The 26,071-nt window shown below is 60.4% G+C and carries 21 protein-coding genes; 6 read left to right on the top strand and 15 right to left on the bottom strand.

Translation table 11 applies throughout. The annotated features are described in order from the left end of the window. Window positions 1-188: 188 nt before the first annotated feature. The 3 genes from ACNFIC_RS12200 to ACNFIC_RS12210 all read right to left on the bottom strand — a co-directional run bounded on the left by ACNFIC_RS12200 (window position 189) and on the right by ACNFIC_RS12210 (window position 4,511). Window positions 189-785, bottom strand: a complete 597-nt coding sequence (locus ACNFIC_RS12200) for a DUF924 family protein (protein ID WP_416781080.1) — start codon at window positions 783-785, stop codon at window positions 189-191. A 3-nt stretch (window positions 786-788) separates the two neighbouring features. Beyond that, the gene (locus tag ACNFIC_RS12205) at window positions 789-1,799 is read right to left on the bottom strand and encodes a class 1 fructose-bisphosphatase (RefSeq protein ID WP_138219286.1); all 1,011 of its coding nucleotides are present in this window, start codon (window positions 1,797-1,799) and stop codon (window positions 789-791) included. Between the two features lie 246 nt (window positions 1,800-2,045). After that, entirely contained in the window at window positions 2,046-4,511 is a 2,466-nt protein-coding gene (locus tag ACNFIC_RS12210; RefSeq protein ID WP_416781081.1) for a glycogen/starch/alpha-glucan phosphorylase, read from the bottom strand. 173 nt (window positions 4,512-4,684) lie between these two features. Here ACNFIC_RS12210 and ACNFIC_RS12215 point away from each other — a divergent pair, with 173 nt between their 5' ends. Beyond that, complete coding sequence (locus ACNFIC_RS12215; protein ID WP_138219288.1) at window positions 4,685-5,089, top strand: YkgJ family cysteine cluster protein; 405 nt, start codon at window positions 4,685-4,687, stop codon at window positions 5,087-5,089. Between the two features lie 237 nt (window positions 5,090-5,326). Here ACNFIC_RS12215 and typA read toward each other — a convergent pair whose 3' ends face one another. The 3 genes from typA to ACNFIC_RS12230 form a co-directional block, all read right to left on the bottom strand. After that, entirely contained in the window at window positions 5,327-7,147 is a 1,821-nt protein-coding gene (typA, locus tag ACNFIC_RS12220) for a translational GTPase TypA (RefSeq protein WP_138219289.1), read from the bottom strand. Window positions 7,148-7,275: 128 nt separating this feature from the next. After that, window positions 7,276-8,730, bottom strand: a complete 1,455-nt coding sequence (gene thiI / locus ACNFIC_RS12225; protein ID WP_138219290.1) for a tRNA uracil 4-sulfurtransferase ThiI — start codon at window positions 8,728-8,730, stop codon at window positions 7,276-7,278. A gap of 377 nt (window positions 8,731-9,107) precedes the next feature. Beyond that, window positions 9,108-9,608, bottom strand: a complete 501-nt coding sequence (locus ACNFIC_RS12230; RefSeq protein ID WP_138219291.1) for an ATP-dependent zinc protease — start codon at window positions 9,606-9,608, stop codon at window positions 9,108-9,110. A gap of 265 nt (window positions 9,609-9,873) precedes the next feature. Here ACNFIC_RS12230 and ACNFIC_RS12235 point away from each other — a divergent pair, with 265 nt between their 5' ends. Continuing rightward, on the top strand, window positions 9,874-10,761 hold the full coding sequence (locus ACNFIC_RS12235) for an acyltransferase (protein ID WP_138219292.1): 888 nt from the start codon (window positions 9,874-9,876) through the stop codon (window positions 10,759-10,761). A 494-nt stretch (window positions 10,762-11,255) separates the two neighbouring features. Here the strand turns inward: ACNFIC_RS12235 and ACNFIC_RS12240 are convergent, their stop codons facing one another. Both ACNFIC_RS12240 and ACNFIC_RS12245 read right to left on the bottom strand, forming a co-directional pair. Beyond that, complete coding sequence (locus ACNFIC_RS12240; protein WP_138219293.1) at window positions 11,256-11,828, bottom strand: DUF2780 domain-containing protein; 573 nt, start codon at window positions 11,826-11,828, stop codon at window positions 11,256-11,258. A 163-nt stretch (window positions 11,829-11,991) separates the two neighbouring features. Then, window positions 11,992-12,270: a hypothetical protein gene (locus ACNFIC_RS12245; RefSeq protein WP_138219294.1), complete on the bottom strand. Its 279-nt coding sequence runs from the start codon at window positions 12,268-12,270 to the stop codon at window positions 11,992-11,994. A gap of 400 nt (window positions 12,271-12,670) precedes the next feature. Here ACNFIC_RS12245 and ACNFIC_RS12250 point away from each other — a divergent pair, with 400 nt between their 5' ends. From ACNFIC_RS12250 to ACNFIC_RS12265, 4 genes are all read left to right on the top strand, one after another. Beyond that, a complete protein-coding gene (locus ACNFIC_RS12250; RefSeq protein WP_138219295.1) occupies window positions 12,671-13,615 on the top strand; it encodes an RHS repeat-associated core domain-containing protein in 945 nt (314 codons plus the stop codon). A 292-nt stretch (window positions 13,616-13,907) separates the two neighbouring features. Further along, window positions 13,908-14,087 carry a hypothetical protein gene (locus tag ACNFIC_RS12255; protein WP_138219296.1) on the top strand — a complete coding sequence of 60 codons (180 nt, stop codon included), beginning with the start codon at window positions 13,908-13,910 and terminating at the stop codon, window positions 14,085-14,087. Window positions 14,088-14,262: 175 nt separating this feature from the next. After that, the gene (locus ACNFIC_RS12260) at window positions 14,263-15,159 is read left to right on the top strand and encodes an RHS repeat-associated core domain-containing protein (RefSeq protein WP_416781082.1); all 897 of its coding nucleotides are present in this window, start codon (window positions 14,263-14,265) and stop codon (window positions 15,157-15,159) included. An 826-nt stretch (window positions 15,160-15,985) separates the two neighbouring features. After that, window positions 15,986-16,888, top strand: coding sequence for an RHS repeat-associated core domain-containing protein (locus ACNFIC_RS12265; protein WP_416781083.1), 903 nt, complete (start codon window positions 15,986-15,988; stop codon window positions 16,886-16,888). 70 nt (window positions 16,889-16,958) lie between these two features. On the opposite strand, the gene fdhA is transcribed toward ACNFIC_RS12265, so the two are convergent. The 7 genes from fdhA to ACNFIC_RS12300 form a co-directional block, all read right to left on the bottom strand. After that, window positions 16,959-18,158, bottom strand: a complete 1,200-nt coding sequence (gene fdhA, locus ACNFIC_RS12270; RefSeq protein ID WP_138219299.1) for a formaldehyde dehydrogenase, glutathione-independent — start codon at window positions 18,156-18,158, stop codon at window positions 16,959-16,961. A gap of 282 nt (window positions 18,159-18,440) precedes the next feature. Continuing rightward, window positions 18,441-19,298, bottom strand: coding sequence for a formyltetrahydrofolate deformylase (gene purU / locus ACNFIC_RS12275; RefSeq protein ID WP_138219300.1), 858 nt, complete (start codon window positions 19,296-19,298; stop codon window positions 18,441-18,443). Window positions 19,299-19,310: 12 nt separating this feature from the next. After that, window positions 19,311-19,943 carry a sarcosine oxidase subunit gamma gene (locus tag ACNFIC_RS12280; RefSeq protein WP_138219301.1) on the bottom strand — a complete coding sequence of 211 codons (633 nt, stop codon included), beginning with the start codon at window positions 19,941-19,943 and terminating at the stop codon, window positions 19,311-19,313. A gap of 191 nt (window positions 19,944-20,134) precedes the next feature. Continuing rightward, a complete protein-coding gene (locus ACNFIC_RS12285) occupies window positions 20,135-23,152 on the bottom strand; it encodes a sarcosine oxidase subunit alpha (protein WP_138219302.1) in 3,018 nt (1,005 codons plus the stop codon). Continuing rightward, entirely contained in the window at window positions 23,149-23,484 is a 336-nt protein-coding gene (locus ACNFIC_RS12290; protein ID WP_138219303.1) for a sarcosine oxidase subunit delta, read from the bottom strand. Before ACNFIC_RS12290 ends, ACNFIC_RS12285 begins: the two co-directional genes overlap by 4 nt. A 14-nt stretch (window positions 23,485-23,498) precedes the next feature. After that, window positions 23,499-24,749, bottom strand: coding sequence for a sarcosine oxidase subunit beta family protein (locus tag ACNFIC_RS12295; protein ID WP_138219304.1), 1,251 nt, complete (start codon window positions 24,747-24,749; stop codon window positions 23,499-23,501). A 15-nt stretch (window positions 24,750-24,764) separates the two neighbouring features. Continuing rightward, complete coding sequence (locus ACNFIC_RS12300) at window positions 24,765-26,018, bottom strand: serine hydroxymethyltransferase (RefSeq protein ID WP_138219305.1); 1,254 nt, start codon at window positions 26,016-26,018, stop codon at window positions 24,765-24,767. Window positions 26,019-26,071 lie beyond the last annotated feature (53 nt).

Here is a 26,071-nt window from a genome sequence, read left to right on the forward strand (position 1 = left end):
GGCTTTAGCCGCGAACACCGGCAAAGCCGGTGCCATCTACCAAGTCGCCTGCTTCGCGGGCAAGCCCGCTCCCACAGGGATGTGCAAAGCCTAAATCCAGCGCTGTACCTGTAGGAGCGGCTTTAGCCGCGAACACCGGCAAAGCCGGTGCCATCCACCGCGAAGAGGCAGGATCAGGCTTTCACCACTCAGAACCTGGACCCAGGCTCCAGCAAGAAGTCCATCTCTTCACTGGTGCTAGGCCGGCCAAGCATCAGGTTGCGCTGCGGGAAGCGACCAAAACGGACGATCACCCGCTGGTGCTGCTCGGCGTAATCCAGGAACCCTTCGAACAGCCTGCGGTTGGCTTCAGGCTGCTCGTCCAGCAAGGCCTGGTAGCGCTCCACGCAAAGGTTCTGCCAGTCCAGCACTTCGGCGTGCTCCAGCACCAGCAGCACGAACACCCGCTGAATTGGCAGCAACTGGTAATCCCAGCCCTTCTGCAAGCCCTGCAAAGCCACCACCTGCGCCCGCCGGTCGCCTTCGAAGGCGCGCGGCGTGTCGCGGTAGAGCATGCGCGGCAACTGATCCAACAGGATCAGCAGCCCCAGCCAACCCTGCGGGCTTTGCTGCCACTCCTCGAGCCCGCCCGCCAGGGCCTGCTCGACCAAGTCGCCGAACAGCGCCTGCGCGTCGGCATCGTGCTGCTTGCCGAACCACAGCGTACTCTTCTCGTCAGCCACGGCCTGGGGACTGGTGCCCCAACCGAACCACCACTCCAGCAACGGCTGCCAAGGTGCGAGCATGACTTACTCCTTGTGGTAGGCGGTGGCGCGCTCGACCTCTTCCTTCGAGCCCAGGATCACCGACACACGCTGGTGCAGGCTCTCAGGCTTGATATCGAGGATGCGCTCGTAGCCGTTGGTGGAGGCGCCACCGGCCTGCTCGATGATGAACGACATCGGGTTGGCCTCGTACATCAGGCGCAGCTTGCCCGGCTTGCTCGGCTCGCGGGCATCACGTGGGTACATGAACAGGCCGCCACGGGTCAGGATGCGGTGCACGTCGGCCACCATCGAGGCGATCCAACGCATGTTGTAGTTCTTCTTCAGCGGACCGGTCTCACCGGCCAGCAGCTCGCCAACATAGCGCTGTACTGGGGCTTCCCAGTGACGCTGGTTGGACATGTTGATGGCGAACTCGGCGGTGCTTTCCGGGACGCGGATGTTCTCGTGGGTGAGCACGAAGCTGCCCAGCTCGCGGTCCAGGGTGAAGCCCTTGACGCCGTTGCCCAGGGTGAGGATCAGCATGGTCTGCGGGCCGTAGATGGCGTAACCGGCGGCGACCTGCTGGGTGCCTGGTTGCAGGAAGGCGTTCTCGTTCAGGGTTTCGTTCTGGCTCAGGTACTCGTTGGGGCAACGCAGGACCGAGAAGATGGTGCCGACCGAGACGTTGACGTCGATGTTCGACGAGCCGTCCAATGGGTCGAAGACCAGCAGGTAAGCGCCTTTGGGGTACTTGCCCGGGATCTGGTAGGCGTTGTCCATTTCTTCGGACGCCATGCCGGCCAGGTGGCCGCCCCACTCGTTGGCTTCGAGCAAGATGTCGTTGGAGATCACGTCGAGCTTCTTCTGCACTTCGCCCTGCACGTTTTCGGTGCCCATGCTGCCCAGCACGCCGCCCAGGGCGCCCTTGGAAACGTGGTGGCTGATCTCCTTGCACGCACGCGCCACCACCTCGATCAGGAAGCGCAGATCGGCAGGGGTATTGTTGCTGCGGGTCTGCTCAATCAGATAGCGACTCAGGGTAACGCGGGACATGTATGGCTCCGAAAAGGATAGGGGGAGAAAAACCCCCGCAGTTTACAGGGAGTGATGCGGGCTAGCGAGCAAAGAGACTCGCTTGAAGGGGTTAGGTTCAGCCCACAGCCTGCCAATGGTCGGCGTGGCTGCCTTGCAGCCCTTAGCCGGCAAGCCCGCGCCCAACGGTACGGCGCAGCTCTGGATATCAGCGCTGTACCGTGGGAGCGTACTTGCCCGCGAAGGGCGGTAAGGCGATTCACAGCCTCAATCGAGCGCCTTCCAGATCTCGTCCGCATACTCGCGAATGGTCCGGTCCGATGAGAACCAACCCATTCGCGCGGTGTTGAGCACGGCCATGCGCCACCACTCCTGGGGGGTATGCCACAGCTCCTCGACTCGCCGCTGGGCGTCCCAGTAGGCATCAAAGTCTGCGCATACCAGGAAGCGGTCGTAGCCGACCAGTCCATCGATCAGCCCGGTGTAGCGCGATGGATCGTCCGGCGAGAACACCCCGCTGCGAATCGCCTGCAATACATCCCCCAGCCGACTGGAGGCGGTGATCGCGGCAGTCGCGCCAAAGTCGCCGGACTTGCCGCGCGCGCCCACCTGCTGCGCGGTCAGGCCGAAGATGAACATATTCTCCGCTCCCACCTGCTCGCACATCTCGACGTTGGCGCCATCGAGGGTGCCGATGGTCAATGCACCGTTGAGGGCGAACTTCATGTTGCTGGTGCCCGAGGCCTCATAACCGGCGGTGGAGATCTGCTCAGAGAGGTCGGCAGCCGGAATGATGCTTTCGGCCAGGCTGACGTTGTAGTTGGGCAGGAACACCACCTTCAACAGGCCACGCACGGTGGGGTCGTTGTTGACCACCCGGGCGATGTCATTGGCCAGCTTGATGATCAATTTGGCCTGGTGGTAGCTGGCCGCAGCCTTGCCGGCGAAGATCTTCACGCGTGGCACCCAGTCGGTGCTCGGATCGTTACGAATGGCCTGGTACAACGCCACGGTATGCAGCAGGTTGAGCAACTGGCGCTTGTACTCGTGGATGCGCTTGACCTGCACATCGAACATCGCCTCGGGGTTAACCGTCACCCCAATGCGGTCCTGGATGATGCTGGCCAGGGCTCGCTTGCTATGCAGACGCTGGGCAGCGAACTGCTTGCGGAAGGTTGCCTTGTCGGCGAACGGCTCCAGCGCCTTGAGCTTGCCTTGCGGGTCGTCCAGCACGCCCTCGCCCAGTGCCTCGACCAACATGGCGGTGAGCGGTGGGTTGGCCTGGTACAGCCAGCGGCGGAAGGTGATGCCGTTGGTCTTGTTGTTGATGCGCTGCGGATAGAGCTTGTGCAGCTCGGCGAACACCGTGCTCTTCATCAGCTTGCTGTGCAGCGCCGACACGCCATTGACACTGTGCGAGCCGAGGAACGCCAGGTTGCCCATGCGCACGCGGCGGCCGTTGTCTTCTTCGATCAGCGACACCGCGCGCAGCACGTCGAAATCGTGCAAGCCTTTGGCGCGCAAGGCGTCGATATGGTAGGCGTTGATCAGGTAGATGATCTGCATGTGCCGCGGCAACATGCGCTCCATCAAGGCCACCGGCCAGGTTTCCAGGGCCTCGGGCAACAACGTGTGGTTGGTGTAGGCGAGGGTCCCGACGGTCAGTTCCCAGGCTTTATCCCAAGGAATTTCATGCTGATCCACCAACAGGCGCATCAACTCGGCCACGGCGATCGAGGGGTGCGTGTCGTTGAGCTGGATGGCCGCAGCATCAGGCAGGTTGAGCAGGTCCTTGTGCATGTTCAGGTGCCGGCGTAGCAGGTCCTGCAACGAAGCCGAGACGAAGAAGTACTCCTGGCGCAAACGCAGCTCCTGCCCGGCCTCGGTACTGTCGGCTGGGTACAGCACCCGCGAGATGCTCTCGGCGCGGGCCACTTCAGCGACCGCGCCCAAGTGGTCGCCGGCATTGAAGCGCTCCAGGTGCAACTCTTCCAGCGCCCTCGCCCGCCACAGGCGCAAGGTGTTGACGCTGAAGCCGCGCCAACCGACCACCGGCGTGTCGTAGGCCACTGCCCGCACCGTTTCGCCGGGCGACCACACCTGGCGTTGCTGGCCATTGCTCTCGTTCACGGTCTCGACACTACCGCCGAAGCTGATCGGGTAGATCACCTCGGCCCGCTCGAACTCCCACGGGTTGCCGAAATCCAGCCAGTTCTCGGTCTGTTCCTGCTGCCAGCCATCGACCAACGCCTGGCGGAACAGGCCATGTTCGTAGCGGATGCCGTAGCCGTGGGCGGCGATGCCAAGGGTCGACATGCTTTCCATGAAGCACGCCGCCAGGCGCCCGAGCCCGCCGTTGCCCAACGCTGCGTCCGGCTCCAGCAGGCGGATGCGCTCAAGGTCCACGTCCAGGCCTTCCAGGGCCTCGCGGGCGATGTCCAGGTAGCCCAGGTTGCTCAGGCTGTCGTACAGCAAGCGGCCGATGAGAAATTCGAGAGAGAGGTAATACACCCGTTTCTGGCTGCGTCGGTAGGCTTGGCGGGTGTGGTCCATCCAGTGATCGACCATGTGATCGCGGGCAGCCAGGGCGATGGCCTCGAACCAGTCGTGGTCGAAGGCGTGTTCCGGGTCCTTGCCGACCGCGTAGGTCAGCTTGGCCAGCACGGCGGCGCGGAAGTCGGCCACCTCTTCGTGTCGAGCTTTGGCCTCACGGGCCTTGTTTTCCTGGGACATGCGGCATCCTCGGGCAAGTAGGCTAAAGCGCAGGGAGATGATTGAGCCTAGACGCTCTGACACAGAGCGACAGCGCCGGTTCGCGGTTTTCATGAATCAGGCGAAAGGTTGTTCACAAATTGAACAACTCCGGTATGATCGCGCGCCCCAAGACCGTGATACGCCCCCAAAAAATGAAAACGACCCTGATCGCCGCCGCCGAAGTCGACCGCCTGGAGACTTGGCAGCGCTACGCCAGCCACATGTGCGGTGGCTGCCATTCGACCTGCTGCACCTTGCCGGTGGAGGTGAAGATCAAGGATCTGATCCGTATTGGCGTGGTGGATGAGTTCGAGAAAGACGAGCCGCCGAAGAACATCGCCAAGCGCCTGCAAAAGGACGGCATCATCGAGCGCTTCAACCAGAAGTCGGGGATTTTCACCCTGACCCGGATGAGCAACGACGACTGCCTGTACCTGGACCGCAAGAGCCGCCTGTGCACCATCTACGACAAGCGCCCGGACACCTGCCGCAACCATCCCAAGGTCGGGCCGCGGCCGGGATATTGCGCCTACAAGCCCAAGGTGGCTGGGCGTTGAAGCTGTTTTTTGCTTGAGCATCTGGGGCTGCTACGCAGCCCTTTCCGGCCGGTCCGGCGCCCCGGCAAGGCTGCTCCTATAGAACTGTACATAACTTGTTGATTTAGCGGGGATCTGTGGGAGCGGCGGTTCGGCGCTCCCACAGGACTGTGCAACGGGCCGCAAAATCCACAGGCAAACAAAAACGCCCCCGGCCTTGCGACCGGGGGCGTTTTCGTTTCAGCTCAGGCTAGACGATCAAGCCTTGGCTTTCTTGGCAGCGCGGGTACGCTCGCCCTCGTCGAGGATCTTCTTGCGCAGACGGATCGACTTCGGCGTGACTTCGCACAGCTCGTCGTCCTGGATGAATTCCAGGGCCTGTTCGAGGGTGTGGCGAACCGGCGGCACCAGGGCGATGACTTCGTCTTTGCCCGAAGCACGCATGTTGTCGAGCTTCTTGCCTTTGGTTGGGTTCACGCCCAGGTCGTTGTCACGGCTGTTCAGACCGATGATCTGACCGTTGTAGATCTCCTGGCCGTGCTCGACGAACAGCTTGCCGCGCGCCTGCAGGGTTTCCAGCGAGTAGGTCAGGGCCTTGCCAGTCTCGACCGAAACCAGCACACCGTTCAGACGGCCGGACATCTGGCCTGGCTTCATGGTGTCGTAGCGGTCGAAGATCGAGGTCAGGATGCCTGCACCGTTGGTCAGGGTCAGGAACTGGTTACGGAAACCGATCAGACCGCGAGCAGGTACGTTGTACTCCAGACGTACACGGCCCTTGCCATCCGGGACCATGTTGGTCAGGTCGCCCTTACGCAGGCCCATCTCTTCCATGACCTTGCCCTGGGATTCTTCAGGGATGTCGATGGTGACGTTCTCGAACGGCTCCTGCTTGACGCCGTCGACTTCACGGATGATCACTTCAGGACGGCCCACAGCCATCTCGAAGCCTTCACGACGCATGGTTTCGATCAGTACCGACAGGTGCAGCTCACCACGGCCCGAAACCTTGAACTTGTCTGGGGAGTCGGTTTCCTGAACGCGCAGGGCAACGTTGTACAGCAGTTCTTTGTCCAGACGGTCCTTGATGTTGCGGCTGGTAACGAACTTGCCTTCCTTGCCGCAGAACGGCGAATCGTTGACCTGGAAGGTCATCGAAACGGTCGGCTCGTCGACGGTCAGCGGCTTCATCGCTTCGACCGCGTCCGGGGCGCACAGGGTATCGGAGATGAACAGCTCGTCGAAGCCGCTGATGCAGACGATGTCGCCGGCCTGGGCTTCTTCGACGTCGACACGGTGCAGGCCGTGGTGGCCCATCAGCTTGAGGATACGACCGTTACGCTTCTTGCCGTTGGTGTCGATGGCGACCACCGGGGTGTTCGGCTTGATGCGGCCACGGGCGATACGGCCAACGCCGATAACGCCGAGGAAGCTGTTGTAGTCCAGTGCCGAAATCTGCATCTGGAACGAGCCGTCACGGTCAACGTCCGGCGCCGGTACGTTGTCGACGATCGACTGGTACAGGGCGGTCATGTCTTCGCCCATGGCGGTGTGGTCCAGACCGGCGATGCCGTTCAGGGCCGAGGCGTAGACGACTTTGAAGTCCAGCTGTTCGTCGGTGGCACCGAGGTTGTCGAACAGGTCGAAGATCTGGTCCAGAACCCAGTCAGGACGCGCGCCCGGACGGTCGACCTTGTTGATCACGACGATTGGCTTGAGGCCAGCTTCGAAGGCTTTCTTGGTCACGAAGCGGGTTTGCGGCATCGGGCCGTCTTGGGCGTCGACCAGCAGCAGCACCGAGTCAACCATCGACATTACACGCTCAACCTCGCCACCGAAGTCGGCGTGACCGGGGGTGTCGACGATGTTGATGTGGTAGCCGTTCCAGTTGATGGCGGTGTTTTTCGCCAGAATGGTAATGCCGCGCTCTTTTTCCTGGTCGTTGGAGTCCATGACGCGCTCGTCGTTGAGCTCGTTACGCTCCAGAGTGCCGGACTGACGCAGGAGTTTGTCGACCAGGGTGGTTTTACCATGGTCAACGTGGGCGATGATGGCGATGTTACGCAGATTTTCGATCACAACTGTATCTCGATCAGAGGATTCGGTTGCCGCCTAGTCTAGGTGGCGAATATGTAAGGTTTGAGGCTCAGCGGGCCCGGCGGTCGGGAGGGCGATGGCGGATGCTGCCGCCATACAGCCCTGGCGTCTTATGCCGGACGATAAACACGCACATTGGCATGTCCCTCACTGAGCAGGTGGTGTGCGTGCAAACGGCTCATCACACCTTTGTCGCAATACAGCAAGTACTGGCGCGTAGGGTCCAGGTGCTTGAACTTGCTGTTGATGGCGTAGAACGGCATGGCCTGGACTTCGATACCGTCCAGCGCCAGAGGTTCGTCTTCCTGGGCGTCGGGGTGACGGATGTCGATAACGATCTGGCCCGGCAGCGCCTCGGCCACCTCTTCGATTTCGATGTCCTTACCCAGTTCGTCGATCACGTGGTCGATGGAGATGAACTTGGCGCGCTCCAGGGCGCGCTCCAGTACCGCCATGTCGAACTGTTTCTCTTCGTGCTCCATGCGGTGACGCTTGGCATGGGTGGTCGGGTTTACCGAAATCACGCCGCAATACTCAGGCATGTGCTTGGCGAAGTCGGCAGTGCCGATTTCGGTGGCCTGGTCGATGATGTCCTGCTTGTGGCTGGCCAGCAGCGGGCGCAACACCAGCTTGTCGGTGGCCGAGTCGATGATCGACAGGTTCGGCAGGGTCTGGCTCGACACCTGCGAGATCGCCTCGCCGGTGACCAGCGCGTCGATCTGCAGGCGCTCGGCCATGTGCGCGGCACCGCGCAGCATCATGCGCTTGAGGGTGACGCCCATGTAGCTGTTGTCGACCTTGTTGAGGATCTCGCCAACCACTTCCTCGAACGGCACGCTGATGAACAGCACGCGCTGGCTGCTGCCGTACTTCTTCCACAGGAAGTGCGCCACTTCCATCACCCCCAGCTCGTGGGCACGCCCGCCGAGGTTGAAGAAGCAGAAGTGGGTCATCAGACCGCGACGCATCATCTGGTAGGCCGCCACGGTGGAGTCGAAACCACCGGACATCAGCACCAGGGTCTGCTCCAGCGCGCCTAGCGGGTAGCCGCCGATGCCGTTGTGTTGGTTGTGGATCACGTACAGGCGCTGGTCACGGATCTCGATGCGCACCAGCACTTCGGGGTTCTTCAGCGTGATGCCGGCGGCGCCGCATTGCTGGCGCAGTTGGCTACCGACGTAGCGGTCGACATCCATCGAGGTGAAGTCGTGGTGACCACCGCGCTTGCAGCGCACGGCGAAGTGCTTGCCGGCCAGCAGATGACCGAAGTGGTGCTTGCACTTGGCGACGATGTCGTCGAAGTCTCCCAACGGGTATTGCTCGACCTGCAAGAAGTGGGCGATCCCCGGGGTGCAGGTGAGGCGCTCGATCATTTCGCGCTGGATCTTCTCGTCCTCGACGCGGGTGACCACCTCGAGATTGTCCCAGACACCATCGACCGCAAGCTCAGGATCGAGATCCTTGAGCACGTTGCGGATGTTCTTGCCGAGCTGGCGGATGAAGCGCTTGCGCACCGGCCGGCTCTTGATGGTGATCTCAGGGAAGACTTTGACGATAAGTTTCATTGGGTTAACAGCGCGCGCAGGGCCTGCCGAAAATAGGGGGCGCGAATTATAGCGGAAATTGCTCAGCTTTTGAGCAACTTTTGATCAGAAGCTTTCAGATCGCTGCGCTGGGAGATTTCTGTAGGTGGCGCTGGCGTACAGAGCACCGATATCGCAGGCGCGCCGCGTACCTTGTGGGAGCGGCTTTAACCGCGAAGCAAGCAACGCGTTGGATGGCACCGGCTGCGCCGGTGTTCGCGGCGCGCCTGCGAAATCAGTTCTCTGCGCGACAGCGCAGCCCTAAGGGCTGGGTGATCTCCCACAGGTGCGGCGCTTTGTAAAAGTCCCTGCTACATCAACACTTTATGTGCCGATCCCTGAGCGCCGCCACCGCTCGATCAGCAGCTTGGCTTGCCTGCGGTGTACTTGTCCGCCGGATTCACCGCCGCCTTGAACGCTTTCAAGGCCTTGGAGCCGACCAGCAACGGATAGTTGAAGCTGCTGCGATCAACCAAGTTGACCTCGACGGTACGCTTCACATCGCCCAGACACAGCTCCAGGTCCACTACCGGGCGGTGCGACAACTCAGGGGCGTCGCCCTCTTCATCCTCGTCGGCGCGGTTCTTGATCTTGCTGATGCGCGAGACCTCATGCTCGTAGACCTTGCCATCGGCGTCCTTGGTCGCCAGGCGGAAACGCACCCACTCCTCGCCATCGCGGGTGAACAGCTCAATGTCCTTGGCCGACAGCGACGCGGTATAGGCGCCGGTGTCCATCTTGGCCCGCAGGGTCTGGCCGATCTCGGGCACGCCGATCCGCTCGTAACGGCCATACAGCGTGGGTTCGGCAGCCATGACCGGCAGCGCCAGGAAGGACAACAGAGCAATCAGGGATTTCACGGGGGCAGGCTTCCTTTTTCGAGCGGGTTGGTTTCGAGCTGCAAGTAACAAGCTGCAAGCTGCAAGTTAAAAGCGGATAGCGGCAACCTACACTGAACTGCTTAGCTTGTAACTTGCCGCTTGTAGCTTGTAGCTGCTGCGCCAGCAGCCTACCCAACATAATGTGAAACATTTGTTCCACCCGCCGGGCACTGGAGGTTTGGCGTAGGCCGCTGCCCTGCTTATCATTGCCAGCCGTACATTTCATACAACAAGAGTCTCCTCTATGCGTCGCCTGCTGACCGGCATCCTCACCACTACCCTGCTGCTGCTCAACACCTTGGTGATGATCGGCCCGCTGCTGGTCTTCGCCCTGCTCAAGCTGGTGTTGCCCGGCCGCTGGCGCGACTACGCCTCGGCGGCGGTGATGTGGATCGCCGAAAGCTGGTCGGAGGTGGACAAAGCCATCTTCGCCCTGTGCATCCCGACCCAGTGGGACATTCGCGGTGCCGAGAACCTGGGCAAGCACACCTCGTACCTGTGCGTCAGCAACCACCAGAGCTGGGTCGACATTCCCGCGCTGATCGAGGCGCTCAACCGACGGGTGCCGTTCTTCAAGTTCTTCCTCAAGAAAGAGCTGATCTGGGTGCCGCTGCTGGGCCTGGCCTGGTGGGGCCTGGATTACCCGTTCATGAAGCGCTACAGCAAGGCCTTCCTGGAAAAGCACCCCGAGCTCAAAGGCAAGGACCTGGAGATCACCAAGGCCGCCTGCGAGCTGTTCAAGCGCCAGCCGGTCACCGTGGTCAACTACCTCGAAGGCACCCGCTTCACCCAGGCCAAGCACGACCAGCAGCAATCGCCCTACCGTAACCTGCTCAAGCCCAAGGCAGGCGGCGTGGCCTTCGTGCTGGCGGCGCTGGGCGAACAGCTCGACGCGCTATTGGACGTCACCATCGTATATCCCGGCAACCAGGCACCGGGGTTCTGGGCGCTGCTCAATGGCAGCATCGACCGGGTGATCATCGACATCCGCGTACGTGAGCTGGACCCAGCGCTCAGCGCAGGTGACTACGAGAACGACCCGGCGTTCCGCCAGACGGTACAGGCATGGGTGAACCAGCTGTGGGCCGAGAAAGACCAGCGCATCGAGCAGTTGCGGGCCGAGCGGCGCTGAGCCGGCTCCGCCTCCGGCAAGCCCGAATCCACCGCCTCTCCTGTGTAGGAGATCACCCAGCCCTTTGGGCTGCGCTGTCGCGCAGAGAACTGATTTCGCAAGCGCTCCGCGTACCCTGTGGGAGCGGCGGTTCGGCGCCCCGACTTGCCCGCGAAGCAGGCGACTCGGTGTATGGCACCGGCTTTGCCGGTGTTCGCGGGCAAGCCCGCTCCCACAGATTCCTTCTAAATCAACAAGTTATGTGTAGCTCTATGAGAGCGGCCTCGTGCCGCGAACACCGGCGAAGCCGGTGCCATACACCGAGTCGCCTGTTTCGCGGGTAAACCCGCTCCCACAGGTCCCCGCTAAATCAACAAGTTATGTGTAGTTCTATGAAAGCGGGTTTACCGGAGTGCCGGATCACCGCCGAACACGGGCGAAGCCCGTGCCAGACAACGCGTCGTTTGGCTTCGCGATAGCCCGGCAACCAGCGCCCGCAGGTTCAGCACCGTGCTCTAGACCGACGGCTGAACCAACGGCGCCGGCGTCGTCCACAAATTCCCCAGGTTCTGCAACAACGACCCGGCAATCCCCTGTTGCCCCAGGTATTGCAGGATCAACGGCGCAAACTGCCCGATCATCCCGGTATCCATGCCCAACGCCTTGAACGCATTGTCCAGGTCGGTGCGGTTCTCTACCTCACCGCCCAGGGCATTGCCCAACGGCGTCGCGTTCTTGTCCCCACCGAGCAACTGCCCCAGCCCGCTCAAGCCGCCCAATGCGTTTGCGCCAGACAGCAGGTCCAGCCCCGGCACCGCCTTGGTCAATTGCCCATAGTCATCGCCACTGAGGTTGTTACGCGCCAGCCCCAACATCGCACCAGCACCACCGATGGCCTGCTCAGGGGTGATCTTCAGTTCGCTGCCCAAGGTGTTGAGCAAGTTGGCCTGGCCAGCCGGCGCTTGCACCTGGGCGCCCTGCTGCGGATGCTGCGTGGACGAGACCGCACTGGCCACATCGCTGAGGTTGAAGGCGAGCACCGGGCTTGCGGCCAGGGTCATCAGGGTTGCCAGGGTGAATGCTTTCATCAGGAAGAACCTCATTGGCCGGGATGGCCAGGAAACGAGGCATTCGACTGAGCACCCGAGCCTTTGTTCCAGCCCGACGGTCGGCTCCCGGTCGGGCCAGACGACGAGGCAAGTCACCGACCATCCAGCCCTAGGGACTGCCGCTAAACCTGTGGAAGCGGGCTCAATCCTCGGGCCGCTTCTCGACTGCACGGGTCAACGCATCCGCCTGGCCCCAGGCAATCTGCATGGCCCGCAGCCCGAGTTGCAGCAACTGCCGGGTTTCCTCGTCTTTGATGCGATCCAATGCGCGGTGGCTGTCGCTGAAGGCGAACATCAGGTAGTGGGAGACGTTCATCAGCACGTACTCCATCGGCACGACACCATCCTGGATGGCACGGGCGAGGGATTTGTCGGGGGGAAGAATGAATTGATGGGGTGGGTCGGGGACGATTTTTTTCATTAGGCACCATACCTTGTCAGGTCCACCTGCTGCTTCCACCCATCAGGGTGACAGTTGCACGCGGGGTGGAAGACCAGGCGTATGGCGAACCCGGTAGACCCAAAGGTCTCCCGCGTGCAACTGTCATAACGACAGCCATCGACATTGCCGGGCTTCCACACCCGATCGCTGAACCCTCAGCGACGGACAGAGCCTAGTGGGCAGTGTTTCCCCGGACAATCAGACGCTTATCGACAGACTGCGTAGGATAATTCCGTCAACTCCCAGTGACTGTAGGAAGCAGGCCATGAACACGTAGGCCGTTTCTGCATAACTAGCATTTTTGCCAGTAGCCGCCATCTACGTACCGCCTGACTATTTAGCTCCCTACCTGACCTGATCCAAACGCAGGAGAGCGATCGTGGAAACTCAAGCAGGCAAAACGTTGCACTTTTATCAAGGAGACTGGCTCGTCACCATCAATCGCGCCGGCCAACCACGTGCAATTCTCCGCGCTACGGACATTCCCTTGGCCGAGCATTCAAAGGGAAGTCAAGCAACCAAAATATTGGCCGTAGATAAAAAAGGCTCGGCTTTGATCGCACTGAATGCTAATAAAAAACAACATGCCTTCACTGCGTATGGCCACTCACCCTCAAGTGAGGAAAGCATGAGTTCAATTCAATTCAATGGCCAATATGCAGACCCACTGACTGCCAGCTATCTCCTAGGAAATGGCTATCGAGCCTACTGCCCCAGCATTATGCGCTTCAATAGCCCCGATACACTTAGTCCATTTGAAGAGGGTGGGCTGAATGGCTATGCCTATGTTCAGAACGACCCAGTAAACTTTATCGACCCTTCAGGTCATTTTAGTTTTTTCAGCCATTCGCGAACGTTCAGGGGTGAAGCCAGGGTTATCGAGGCTGGGGCTTTCGCCTTTATGGCGAAACATCCAACTAACAAAGGAAAGCAAGCCATAACCTTAGCAGTTCATGGATCAGGCGGAAAAATTCATGGCCAACGTAAATCTCTGGATGCAAAGGGAATAATTAGTAACCTGGAAAAAGAAAACTTCAAAACTAAAGATTACGATATCCACCTCATTTCCTGCACATCTGCCGACACCCCCAAAGGCGCTGAATATTCTCTGGCGCAAGAGATCGCAAACTTAACCAAAAAAACTGTAATTGGATACTCCGGAACTGTACACGCCAGCACAAAGTTTAACAGACAAGGGCGACACACATTTATTAGTCACACCGTCTGGGAGGAAATATCATCATTCCGTCCAAAAACAAAAGTAAACTTCGACAGAAAAGTCTTTAAACCGCAAGCTCAGACCAATAATTTGCGGAAGTCGTAGCTGAAATCCGCCAGGGCTGCGCATCCATGTCAAATTAAACTACGTGGAAGCACTCCCGCCCTGTGATTAAGTCAGCACAGGCAAGCTCACTGAACCTGTCGCGGCCATCGCGGGGTAAACCCTCGGGCTCAACACACAGGACGGTCCTCGCCTGCACTGTTCAGCGCATCCGCCCAGGTCGGTGTAAGGCGTTTTTGCATAACTAGAATTTTTGTCAGTATAAAACGGGCATGTTTCCTATCAGAATCAACTAGAGACTGTTTTCTAGAGCTGCCGCAATAAGGAAACCAACATGGCAACCAACACATCAATAAACCTTATTTTCTACAAACATTTCAAATTGATTAAAATTCAAAAAGGCGAACAAGCTTGCGCCATATTCCGCGCAGCGACAACGCCTCTAGAGGAGCACCAAACAGCCTCAGCCGAAGTCAATTTACTGGCGACAAACAAAAACAGTTCAATACTGTGAACAGGACGAAAATATATTTTATTGGCGAGACCCAAGCGCTAATCGCGACGATTCACTAAAATAAATAAGCCTGAATACGTTGATTATTAATTTTTTCCAGCAACCTCAGCCCTCAACAGTTACCAGCCTCTGTCTGAGCATTATTGAAAGCACTGACTGTACATAGGAGATCGCCATGAAGCGCCAAGTCAACAGCACTCAATTTTTCTACCAGAACGGCAAACTAGCAACCGTCAGTCAACCGGGCCAGCAGCGCGCGATCTTCCGCAGCGCCGAACTTCCTCTGGCCGAATTGGAGGCAGGAAGCAGCCCACACGCCGCACTGCTGGAAACCGACCAAAGCGGTTCCGTGCTGGCCGCCCAGCGAGATAGCGACGAGGAAGAACACTATTGCTACACCGTGTATGGGCATGATCCATCACAGCCTTCGGTACGCACGCAGGCTGGTTTCAATGGCGAACGTATTGAGGCCGTGGCGCAAGGGTACCTACTGGGTAATGGCTACAGGTTATACAACCCTGCACTGATGCGCTTTCAGGCACCGGACAATATCAGCCCTTTCGACGAAGGTGGCTTGAATGCGTACAGCTATTGCCAAGGCGACCCGGTGAATAACACTGACCCTAGCGGACATTTCTCTCTCTGGCGGCCGCAGACTTGGATTACCACGCGCACTACACGAAATGAGCAGCGCCTTGCGGCTCTGAATAAACTGATACCTGATATTGAAGCTAAAACCTCACAAATCGCAGCGCTAAATGGGGGCTACACCGATCTCTCCAAAAATGCTGCAAAAAAAATCTTTTCCGCGAAACTAGAAAGATTAATTGAAAGAGCAGAAAGAAAGGCTAACAAACTTGACACATATAAATACAACAAACCTGAGCGCACTTGGGAAATCATAGAAGACGCTAAAATCACAATAAAACCGCCTGAAAAATACATACACCCTCAGAAGGTAAATAAAGGACCCTTTGGACGTAACGACAGGAGACCTAACCCATATGGTGACGGCGGTGAAGACCAGTCAAAATCTACCTCCATCACAATGAATGTTATCCGCAAAACCTGACAACAACCTGGAATACGCTAGCTGCTCATTACCCTGCAATAGCTAGTGAATATAAAAAGCATTTCAGTGTGCCGAGGATATGTGCCCCATCTGAAAGTTTCCATAACTATCGAGTAGGAGGCGGCTTTACAGCCGCCGTCCTCTTACACCACCGTGCGTACGGTTCCGTACACGGCGGTTCAGGTTATGCGGCTAAGCCGGTTAATTTTATCCAGCATCGATTGTTCCAGTCCGGTGGTCGGCTCTAGATCAGACCGTCGACGAGGACGATTACAGAGCATTCAGCCCCTTGGGTTGCGTTGTCACGCGGAGAACTGATTCCGCAAGCACGCCTCGCACCCTGTGGGAGCGGGCTTGCCGGAGTGCCGGACTACCACGAAGCAGACGACGCGGTAGAGGATCGGGGACGATTTTTCATATGATCACCATATTGGCTATGGGCCACCCGTTCGTTTCCACACATTGGGGTGACAGCTGTACGCGGGGTGGAAAACCAGGCATATGGCGGACCCGGTAGGCCCAAAGGTCTCCCGCGTGCAACTGTCATAACGACAGCCATCGACATTGCCGGGCTTCCACACCCGATCGCTGAACCCTCAGCGACGGACAGAGCCTAGTGGGCAGTGTTTCCCCGGACAATCAGACGCGCATCGACAGACTGCGTAGGATAATTCCATTAACCCCAAGCGACTGTAAGACGCAGACTATGAGTACGTAGGCCGTTTCTGCATAACTAGCATTTTTACCAGTAGCCCTAGCGCCCATCACTAATCAGCATCCTGCTTCAGCACGATTGAAAAACACTCGCTGCAAACAGGAGATCGCGATGAAGCGCCAAGCTACCACCACCCAATTCTTCTACCAAAACGGCAAGCTCGCTACGGTCAACCAGGGCGGACAGAAGCGAGCCATCTTTCGTAGCGCCGACATGCCGTTAGCCGAACTCTCGGCAGGCGAACGCCAAGAAACCGGGCTGCTTGAGGTCGACCAGAATGGCTCTGTACTGAAAGTCTCGGGGGATGCCGATGATGAAGAACGTCATGCTTACTCAGTATACGGCCATGATCCGTCCCTGCCCTCGCAGCGCACTATGGCCGGGTTCAACGGCGAGCATATCGAAGCGGTAGCAGCAGGTTATTTGCTGGGGAACGGATATAGGCTATTCAACCCTGCGCTAATGCGTTTTCACTCAGCTGACAGCCTCAGTCCTTTCGGTATAGGTGGCCTTAATGCTTACAGTTACTGCCAAGGCGACCCGATAAACTTTAAAGACCCTTCCGGCCACACTTTACAAAGGCTATTGATTTCTTTAGGCCTCAGAAAGAGGCGCGCAGGCGTAGCTGAGCTAATAAAATCCACTTCAAACATTTCGAAACACTTGGTAAATCGAGACTATAACTTGCCAAGTTATAAAGCGGCTCTTAGGGAGTTTAGCTACGATGGCGTTCCTTCTCCGGAATACACCACCTTACCTACCGAGGGGCAATCTGTAATAACCGAGCCGACGTTCGAAGGCATACCAATAAACATTAGTTCAGGTGCGCTTTCAAGCAAAATTCGAGCAGTGGACCGTCGCCTGGAAAACCTTAAAAGCGAATTAGAAGGCCTCAAACTAGAACAACCTGGCTCAGCACAACTGGCTGGAACTCACATCAAAGAGATCGAGGCACTGGAGACTATGGAACGGATGCTCATAATCCGCAGCGAAAGGCTAAATCTAAATAGATGAACGGGCATTTAGAAACTATCCTAAAAAGGAGCCCCTCGACTCAAGGGGCTCTGTAGTCAAACCACGGAGTTCAAGCCGCACCCCACATCTTATGCGGGTCAATCACAAACTTCTTCGGCACCCCTGCATCGAACTCGCCATACCCTTCCGGCGCCTGATCCAGGTTGATCACCTGCACCCCCACCACTTCAGCAATATTGATGCGGTCCCACATGATCGCCTGCATCAGCTGGCGGTTGTACTTCATGGTCGGGGTTTGCCCGGTGTGGAAGCTGTGCGACTTCGCCCAGCCCAGACCGAAGCGGATGCTCAACGCGCCGATCTTGGCAGCGGCATCCACCGCACCCGGGTCTTCGGTCACATACAGGCCCGGAATACCGATGCTGCCGGCCACCCGGGTCACTTGCATCAGCGAGTTGAGCACCGTGGCCGGGGCCTCGTGCTTGGCGCCTTCGTGGCCGTGGCCACGGGCTTCGAAGCCTACCGCGTCAACGGCGCAGTCCACTTCTGGCTCGCCGAGGATATCGACGATCTGCTCGTGCAGCGGGGTATCTTTGGACAGGTCGACCACCTCGAAGCCTTGCGACTTGGCATGGGCCAGGCGTGCCGGGTTCAGGTCGCCGACGATCACGCAGGCGGCGCCCAACAGGCGCGCCGAGGCAGCGGCGGCGAGGCCGACCGGGCCGGCACCAGCCACATACACGGTGCTGCCTGGGCCGACACCGGCAGTAACGGCGCCGTGGTAGCCGGTGGGCAGAATGTCCGACAGGCAGGTCAGGTCACGGATCTTTTCCATGGCCTTGTCGCGCTCGGGCAGTTTCAGCAGGTTGAAGTCGGCATACGGCACCAGCACGTACTCAGCCTGGCCACCGGTCCAGTCGCCCATGTCGACGTAGCCGTAGGCGCCACCGGCGCGGGCGGGGTTGACGGTCAGGCACACGCCGGTGTGCATTTCCTTGCAGGAGCGGCAACGGCCGCACGCGACGTTGAACGGTACCGAGACCAGGTCGCCGATCTGCATGCGCTCGACGTCACGGCCTTTCTCGACGATTTCACCGGTGATTTCGTGGCCCAGAACCAGGCCGACTTGGGCAGTAGTGCGGCCACGGACCATGTGCTGGTCGGAGCCGCAAATGTTGGTGGAAACCACCTTCAAAATGACGCCGTGCTCGATCTTCTTACCGCGCGGATCCTGCATCTTGGGGTAGTCGATCTTCTGCACCTCGACCTTACCTGCGCCGAGATACACCACTCCACGATTACCAGACATGCTCTTACCTCGCTTGATTTTTATTTATGCAGCGGTGGTTGAACCTGCCGCCATCCCTGGGCGGCATGTGTTACTGGAATGAGGAGGATTGTGGGCCCGATAGGGGATGTCGCGGTGACTGGAAACGACAGGGAGATGCCTCTTAGCGGCAAAAAAACCCGGGGCCGCTTTGCGGCCCTCTAGCGACACAAGGCCACTCCTACAGGGGATCGCGTGGTCCTGTAGGAGCGGCCTTGCCGGGGCGCCGGACCGGTCGGAAAGGGCTGCAGAGCAGCCCCAATGTCAAAGCACGACGGTACGATTGGCGTTCAGGAACACCCGGCGCTCGATGTGGTACCCCACCGCTCGCGCCAGGGTCAGGCATTCGATATCGCGCCCCTTGGCGATCAGGTCTTCCGGGTAGTGGCTGTGGTCCACCACCTCGACGCCCTGGGCGATGATCGGGCCTTCGTCGAGGTCGTTGTTGATGTAGTGCGCGGTGGCACCGACCATCTTCACGCCCTTGTTGTAGGCCTGGTGATACGGCTTGGCGCCCTTGAAGCCGGGCAGCAGCGAGTGATGGATGTTAATCGCACGGCCATCGAGCTGGCGGCACAGCTCGGGCGACAGCACCTGCATGTAGCGGGCAAGAATCACCAGCTCCGCGCCGGTCTGCTCGATCACCTGCAACACCTTGCGCTCTTGCGCCGGTTTGTCGTTCGGGTCGAGGGCGAAGTGGTAGTACGGAATCTTGTGCCAGTGCGCCAGCGGTTCAAGGTCGGGGTGGTTGGACACCACCGCGACCACGTCCATGCCCAGCTGGCCAATGCGCTGGCGATACAGCAGGTCGTTCAGGCAATGGTCGGCCTTGGACACCATGATCACCACCTTGGGGCGGTGATTTGGCGCGGTCAGCTCGAAGGCCATGCCGAACGCTGCGCTACGCTCGGCAAGGCCGGCCCGGAAACCGTCCTCGTCGAAACCGTCAGGAGCGCGGAACTCCACGCGAATGAAGAACCGCCCCGACAGCCGGTCGTCGAACGAATGGTGCTCGGTGACGTAGCAGCGCTGCTCGTAGAGGTGACGCGTCACTACATCGACGGTGCCGAGCATGCTCGGGCAGTCGGCAGTGAGAATCCAGGTGTCCGGTGCCCGACTCATGCTGTGTGCTCCTTAGGCTTCGATGGCCAAGCCGTACTCGGCCGAAGCGTCCTGCAGCCACAGCCACCAGTAGTCGGAGAAGCTGCGACGGATCATCAGTTCCCAGGTGTCTTCGGCGGTACGGCGGATCACCAGCTGCGACTTGGCGAACACGGTGCCGATGGCCTTGCCGACCGGGAAGTTGTTGGGGTGTACGTCGTAGCTGGTGGACTTCATCAGCACGTCACGCACGTTCGGGCCGCGCAGTTCGAGCAGGGTCTGCCCGCCGCTGACGTTGACCACCTGGATGTGCTGGCCGTCGAGGGCTGCACGCAGCTTGTTCTCGACTTCCACTTCCTGGCCGCCAGGCACGATCAGCAGATACTCGTCCGGGCCCATCCATTGCAGCGACATCTCGCCGTTGGCGACCACGGTCAGGGCCACCGGCAGTTCCAGGCCCAGGGCCTTGTGCACGCCGCCGGCAAAGGCCGGGTCATGGCCATCGCCACGCAGGGTGAGGTGGCCGAGGAATTTCTTCTCGCGCAGGGTCACACCTGCGTTCTTGCGGCCTTTGCCGACCAGGCTGGCCAGGTCGGCGTGGTGCAGCGGCGACTGAGCCTTGGCGTTGCCGCCAGGGTTTTGCTCGAAGACGTTGATAGCGCTCATTTGTTACCTGCCTTGAATTCTTGTTGATCGCAAAGACTGGAGATCAGGCAAAGGGCGCCTAGGCGCAGGCGGTCCTGTGGGAGCGGGCTTGCCCGCGAAGAAGGCGGCGTTGCCACCATCGCATTCGCGGGCAAGCCCGCTCCCACAGGTACCTCTTCTGGCCATCGGCGCGCGGTTTGCCTCACGCAGCCTTAAACGTTCTGCCGCTCACCCTTCGGATCGAAGAACACCGAAGACACGATTTCCGCCTCGATCACGCTGCCATCGGCTTGCGGCGAGTAGACGCGTTCACCCATGCGCTTCAGGCCGCCCTTGACCACGCCCATGGCGAACGAATAGCCCAGGGAGTTGGAGGCGTAGCTGGAGGTGACGTGACCCACCATGTCCATCGGGATCGGCTGCTTGGGATCGAACACCAACTGAGCGCCCTCAGGCAGCCACTTGGTCGGATCGATCGGCTTGAGGCCGACCAGCTGCTTGCGGTTCTCGCGCACGCAGTCCTCGCGGTTCATGCCGCGCAGGCCGATCCACGAGAACGGCTTGTTGCGGCCCACGCACCAGCTCATGTTGAGGTCGTCCGGGGTCATCGAGCCGTCGGTGTCCTGGCCCACGATGATGAAGCCCTTCTCGGCCCGCAGCACGTGCATGGTCTCGGTGCCATACGGGGTCAGGTTGTACTTCTTGCCGGCCTCGATGATCTGTTCCAGCACGCCCATGGCGTAGTTAGCCTGCACGTTGACTTCGTACGACAGCTCGCCGGTGAACGAGATACGGAACACGCGGGCAGGCACACCGCCGACGTTGCCTTCCTTCCAGGTCATGAACGGGAAGGCTTCCTTGTCCATGTCGATGTCGGTCAGCTCGCTGAGCAGCTTGCGGCTGTTCGGGCCGGACAGGGTCATGGTGGCCCAGTGGTCGGTGACGGAGGTGAAGTACACCTTCATGTCCGGCCATTCGGTCTGGTGGTACAGCTCCAGCCATTGCAGCACGCGGGCGGCGCCGCCGGTGGTGGTGGTCATGATGAAGTGGTTGTCGCCGACGCAGGCAGTCACGCCGTCGTCGAAGACCATGCCATCCTCTTTGCACATCAGGCCGTAGCGGGCCTTGCCCACGTCGAGCTTGGTCCAGGCGTTGGTGTACACGCGGTTGAGGAACTCGCGCGCATCCGGGCCCTGGATGTCGATCTTACCCAGGGTCGAGGCGTCGAGCAGGCCAACGCTGTCACGTACCGCCTTGCACTCGCGCTCAACGGCAGCGTGGATGTCTTCACCGGGTTTTGGGAAGTACCACGGACGCTTCCACTGGCCGACGTCCTCGAACTCGGCGCCATTCTTCACATGCCAGGCATGCAGGGCGGTGAAGCGCACCGGCTCGAACAGGTGGCCACAGTGACGACCGGCAACGGCGCCGAAGGTCACCGGGGTGTAGTTCGGGCGGAACATGGTGGTGCCCATTTCCGGGATACCGATGCCCAGCGAACGGGCGGCGATGGCCAGGCCGTTGATGTTGCCCAGCTTGCCCTGGTCGGTACCGAAGCCCAGCGCGGTGTAGCGCTTGACGTGCTCGACCGACTCGAAGCCTTCGCGGGTGGCCAGCTCGATGGCGGCGGCAGTGACGTCGTTCTGTTGGTCGACGAACTGCTTGGGCGCACGCGCCGTGCCTTTGTCATGCGGCACCTGGAACAGGGCCACGGTGGCCTCTTCCTTGCGTGCCACGGTTTTCGGGACGCTGCCGGCGACCGCCTTGAAACCGGCCTCGGTGGCGGCGCGGGCGCCACCTTCGAAACCATCGGCAATCACGTCGCTCAGTGGGTAGACACCGTTCACACCGCCCACGCAGACGCGTTTCTGCGGCGCATCGCCCGGCACGAAGCCGAGGATGTCCTCACGCCATACCGGGCGACCGCCCAGGTGCGAGGCCAGGTGAACCACAGGGCTGTAGCCACCGGAGGTCGCGATCAGGTCGCAGTCCAGGGTCTCGCCGGGGCTGGTGACCTGGTGCGCCTGCACATCGATGGCGGCCACGCGGGCGCCGGTAACGTGCTTGCTGCCCTTGGCCTCGATCACGGCGCTGGAGGTCAGGATACGGATGCCCTTGGCGCGCGCTTCCTCGACCAGCGAACCACGCGGGTTGTGGCGGGCGTCAGCGATGGCGACTACTTGCAAGCCAGCGTCATGCCAGTCCAGTGCGGTGCGGTAGGCGTGGTCGTTGTTGGTCGACAGCACCAGCTTGCGGCCCGGTGCCACGCCGTAACGGCGTACGTAGGTCGACACGGCGCCGGCCAGCATGTTGCCGGGCACGTCGTTGTTGGCGTAGACCAGCGGACGCTCATGCGCGCCGGCGGCCAGCACCACACGCTTGGCGCGTACGCGGTGGACCCGGTGGCGAACCTGGCCAATCGGTGCGCGATCACCGAGGTGGTCGGTCAGACGCTCATGAATGGTCAGGAAGTTGTGGTCGTGGTAGCCGTTGACCGTGGCGCGCGGCAGCAAGGTCACTTCTGGCAGGTTTTCCAGCTCCTTGACCACGCTGGCGACCCACTCGGCGGCCGGTTTGCCGTCCAGGGTCTCGCGGGTGTCGAGCAGGCTGCCGCCGAACTCTTCCTGTTCATCGGCCACAATCACGCGGGCGCCACTGCGCGCGGCAGAGAGTGCCGCGGCGAGGCCGGCAGGGCCTGCACCGACCACCAGCACGTCGCAGTGCTGGTTCATGTAGTCGTAGCTGTCCGGGTCGTTCTGCAGCGGCGCCCGGCCAAGACCTGCGGCCTTGCGGATGTACTTCTCGTAGGTCATCCAGAACGACTTGGGGTACATGAAGGTTTTGTAGTAGAAGCCCGGCGGCATCATGCTGCCCCCGACTTTACCCAGGATACCCATCATGTCGTTGTTGACGTTCGGCCAACCGTTGGTGCTGGTGGCGACCAGACCGGCGTACAGCGCCTGCTGGGTGGCGCGCACGTTGGGGATCTGGGTGGCTTCGCTGGAGCCAATCTGCAAGATGGCGTTCGGCTCCTCGGGGCCTGCGGCGATGATGCCGCGCGGACGCGAGTACTTGAAGCTGCGACCAACGATGTCGACGCCGTTGGCCAGCAGGGCAGCGGCCAGGCTGTCGCCGGCATAGCCCTGGTAGGTCTTGCCGTTGAAGCTGAAGTTCAGCACCTTGCTGCGGTCGATACGGCCGCCGCTGGCGAGGCGATAGGTCTGGCTCATACTTTTTCCCCTTGGCCCTTGGCGGTCGCGGCGCCCGCGCCTTGCTTGCCGGCAGCGGTAACTTGAGGCTTCTCGCCGATCTTGTAGGTTTCCAGAATTTCGTAGGTCACGGTGTCGCGGGTGACGTTGAAGTACTGGCGGCAGCCGGCGACGTGGTCCCACAGTTCATGGTGAATACCGCGCGGGTTGTCGCGGTAGAACATGTAGGTGCCCCACTCCTGGTCGGAGCAGGCGTTGGGGTCCAGCGGACGGGCAATGTGCGCCTGGCCAGAGGCGTGGAACTCTTCTTCGGAGCGCAGCTCGCCGCAGTGGGGACAGAAAATGTGCAACATGACGGTGTCTCCGGTTAGTGGGCGACGGCAGCGGCGCCGTGTTCGTCGATCAATGCGCCGTTGTAGAAACGGTCCATGGAGAACGGTGCGGCCAATGGGTGCATTTCGCCCTTGGCCAGGCTCGCAGCGAACACGTTGCCCGAACCTGGGGTCGCCTTGAAGCCGCCGGTGCCCCAGCCACAGTTGAAGAACAGGTTCTTGACCGGGGTCTTGGTGATGATCGGGCAGGCGTCGGGCGAGGTATCGACGATGCCACCCCATTGACGGTTCATGCGCACGCGCGAGAGGTTGGGGAACATCTCGACGATCGCTTGCAGGGTGTGCTCGATCACCGGGTACGAACCGCGCTGGCCGTAGCCGACCCAACCGTCGATACCCGCACCGATGACCAGGTCGCCTTTGTCGGACTGGCTGATGTAGCCGTGCACCGCGTTGGACATGATCACGCTGTCGATGATCGGCTTGATCGGCTCGGACACCAGCGCTTGCAGCGGGTGGGATTCGAGCGGCAGGCGGAAGCCTGCGAGCTTGGCCATGTGCCCGGAGTTACCGGCAGTGACCACACCGACGCGCTTGGCACCGATGAAGCCCTTGTTGGTCTCGACACCGATGACCGCGCCGTTTTCCTTGCGGAAACCGGTCACCTCGGTCTGCTGGATCAGGTCCACGCCCAAGGCATCGGCGGCACGCGCGAAGCCCCAGGCCACGGCGTCGTGACGCGCCACGCCGCCACGCCTTTGCACGGTCGCACCGAGGATCGGATAGCGGGTGTTCTTCGAGCAGTCCAGGTACGGAATCTCGGCGGCGACTTGCGCCGTGTTGAGCAGTTCGCCGTCCACGCCATTGAGGCGGTTGGCGCTGACACGGCGCTCGGAGTCACGCATGTCTTGCAGGGTGTGGCACAGGTTGTAGACACCGCGCTGGGAGAACATCACGTTGTAGTTCAGGTCCTGCGACAGGCCTTCCCACAATTTCATGGCGTGTTCGTACAGGTGCGCCGACTCGTCCCACAGGTAGTTGGAACGCACGATGGTGGTGTTACGGGCGGTGTTGCCGCCGCCCAGGTAACCCTTCTCGATCACCGCGACGTTGGTGATGCCGTGTTCCTTGGCCAGGTAGTAGGCGGTGGCCAGGCCATGCCCGCCACCGCCGACGATGACCACGTCATAGACCTTCTTAGGGGTCGGCGTGCGCCACATGCGCTGCCAGTTTTCGTGGTGGCTGAGGGAGTGTTTGAAGAGGCCGAAGCCCGAATAGCGTTGCATGGTGTGTTACTCCACTCAGCGGTAGACCGGGAAGTCGGCGCACAGCGCGGCGACGTTCTTGGCGACATCGGCCTCGACGTCGGCATCGCCCAAGTTGTCCAGCACATCGCAGATCCAGCCGGCCAGCGCGACGCACTGAGCGACCTTGAAACCGCGAGTGGTGACCGCCGGGGTGCCGATACGCAGGCCCGAGGTGACGAACGGCGACTGTGGGTCGTTCGGCACGGCGTTCTTGTTGACAGTGATATGGGCGCGGCCGAGGGCGGCATCCGCGTCCTTGCCGGTCAGGCCCTGACGGATCAGGCTGACCAGGAACAGGTGGTTGTCGGTACCGCCCGAGACCACGTCATAGCCACGCTCGATGAACACCTGGGCCATGGCCTGGGCGTTTTCGATGACCTGCTGCTGGTAGGCCTTGAAGCCAGGCTCCAGCGCTTCCTTGAAGCACACCGCCTTGGCGGCGATCACGTGCATCAGCGGGCCGCCCTGGGCGCCAGGGAAGACGGCGGCGTTGAGCTTTTTCTCGATCTCTTCGTTGGCCTTGGCCAGGATCAGGCCACCACGCGGACCGCGCAGGGTCTTGTGGGTGGTGGTGGTGACCACGTCGGCGAAGGGGATCGGGTTCGGGTACAGGCCTGCGGCGACCAGGCCGGCAACGTGGGCCATGTCGACGAACAGCAGCGCACCGACTTTGTCGGCGATGGCGCGGAAACGTGGGAAATCAAGGGTTTTCGAGTAAGCCGAGAAGCCTGCGACGATCATCTTGGGCTTGTGCTCGACGGCCAAGCGCTCGACCTCATCGTAGTCGATCAAGCCGGTATTGGTATCGATACCGTACTGAACAGCGTTATACAGCTTGCCCGAGCTGGATACCTTGGCGCCGTGAGTCAGGTGGCCGCCGTGGGCCAAGCTCATGCCCAGGATGGTATCACCGGCCTGCAGCAGGGCCAGGTACACGGCGCTGTTGGCCGAGGAGCCGGAATGCGGCTGGACGTTGGCGTAGTCGGCGCCGAACAACTGCTTGGCGCGCTCAATGGCCAGTGCCTCGACTTTGTCGACGTGCTCACAGCCACCGTAGTAGCGCTTGCCCGGATAGCCTTCGGCGTACTTGTTGGTCAGGCCGCTGCCCTGGGCCTGCATCACGCGCTTGCTGGTGTAGTTCTCCGAGGCGATCAGCTCGATGTGATCTTCCTGGCGCTGTTCTTCGGCATTCATCGCCGCCAGCAGTGCATCGTCATAACCCTGGATCTGGTCTTGCTTGCTGAACATCGTGTTTCTCCCGGCAGCGATCAGTTCTTGTTTGGAGAGGGATTAGTCACCCT

The organism is Pseudomonas sp. NY15463 (assembly GCF_048068415.1).
GTDB lineage: Bacteria > Pseudomonadota > Gammaproteobacteria > Pseudomonadales > Pseudomonadaceae > Aquipseudomonas > Aquipseudomonas mosselii_C.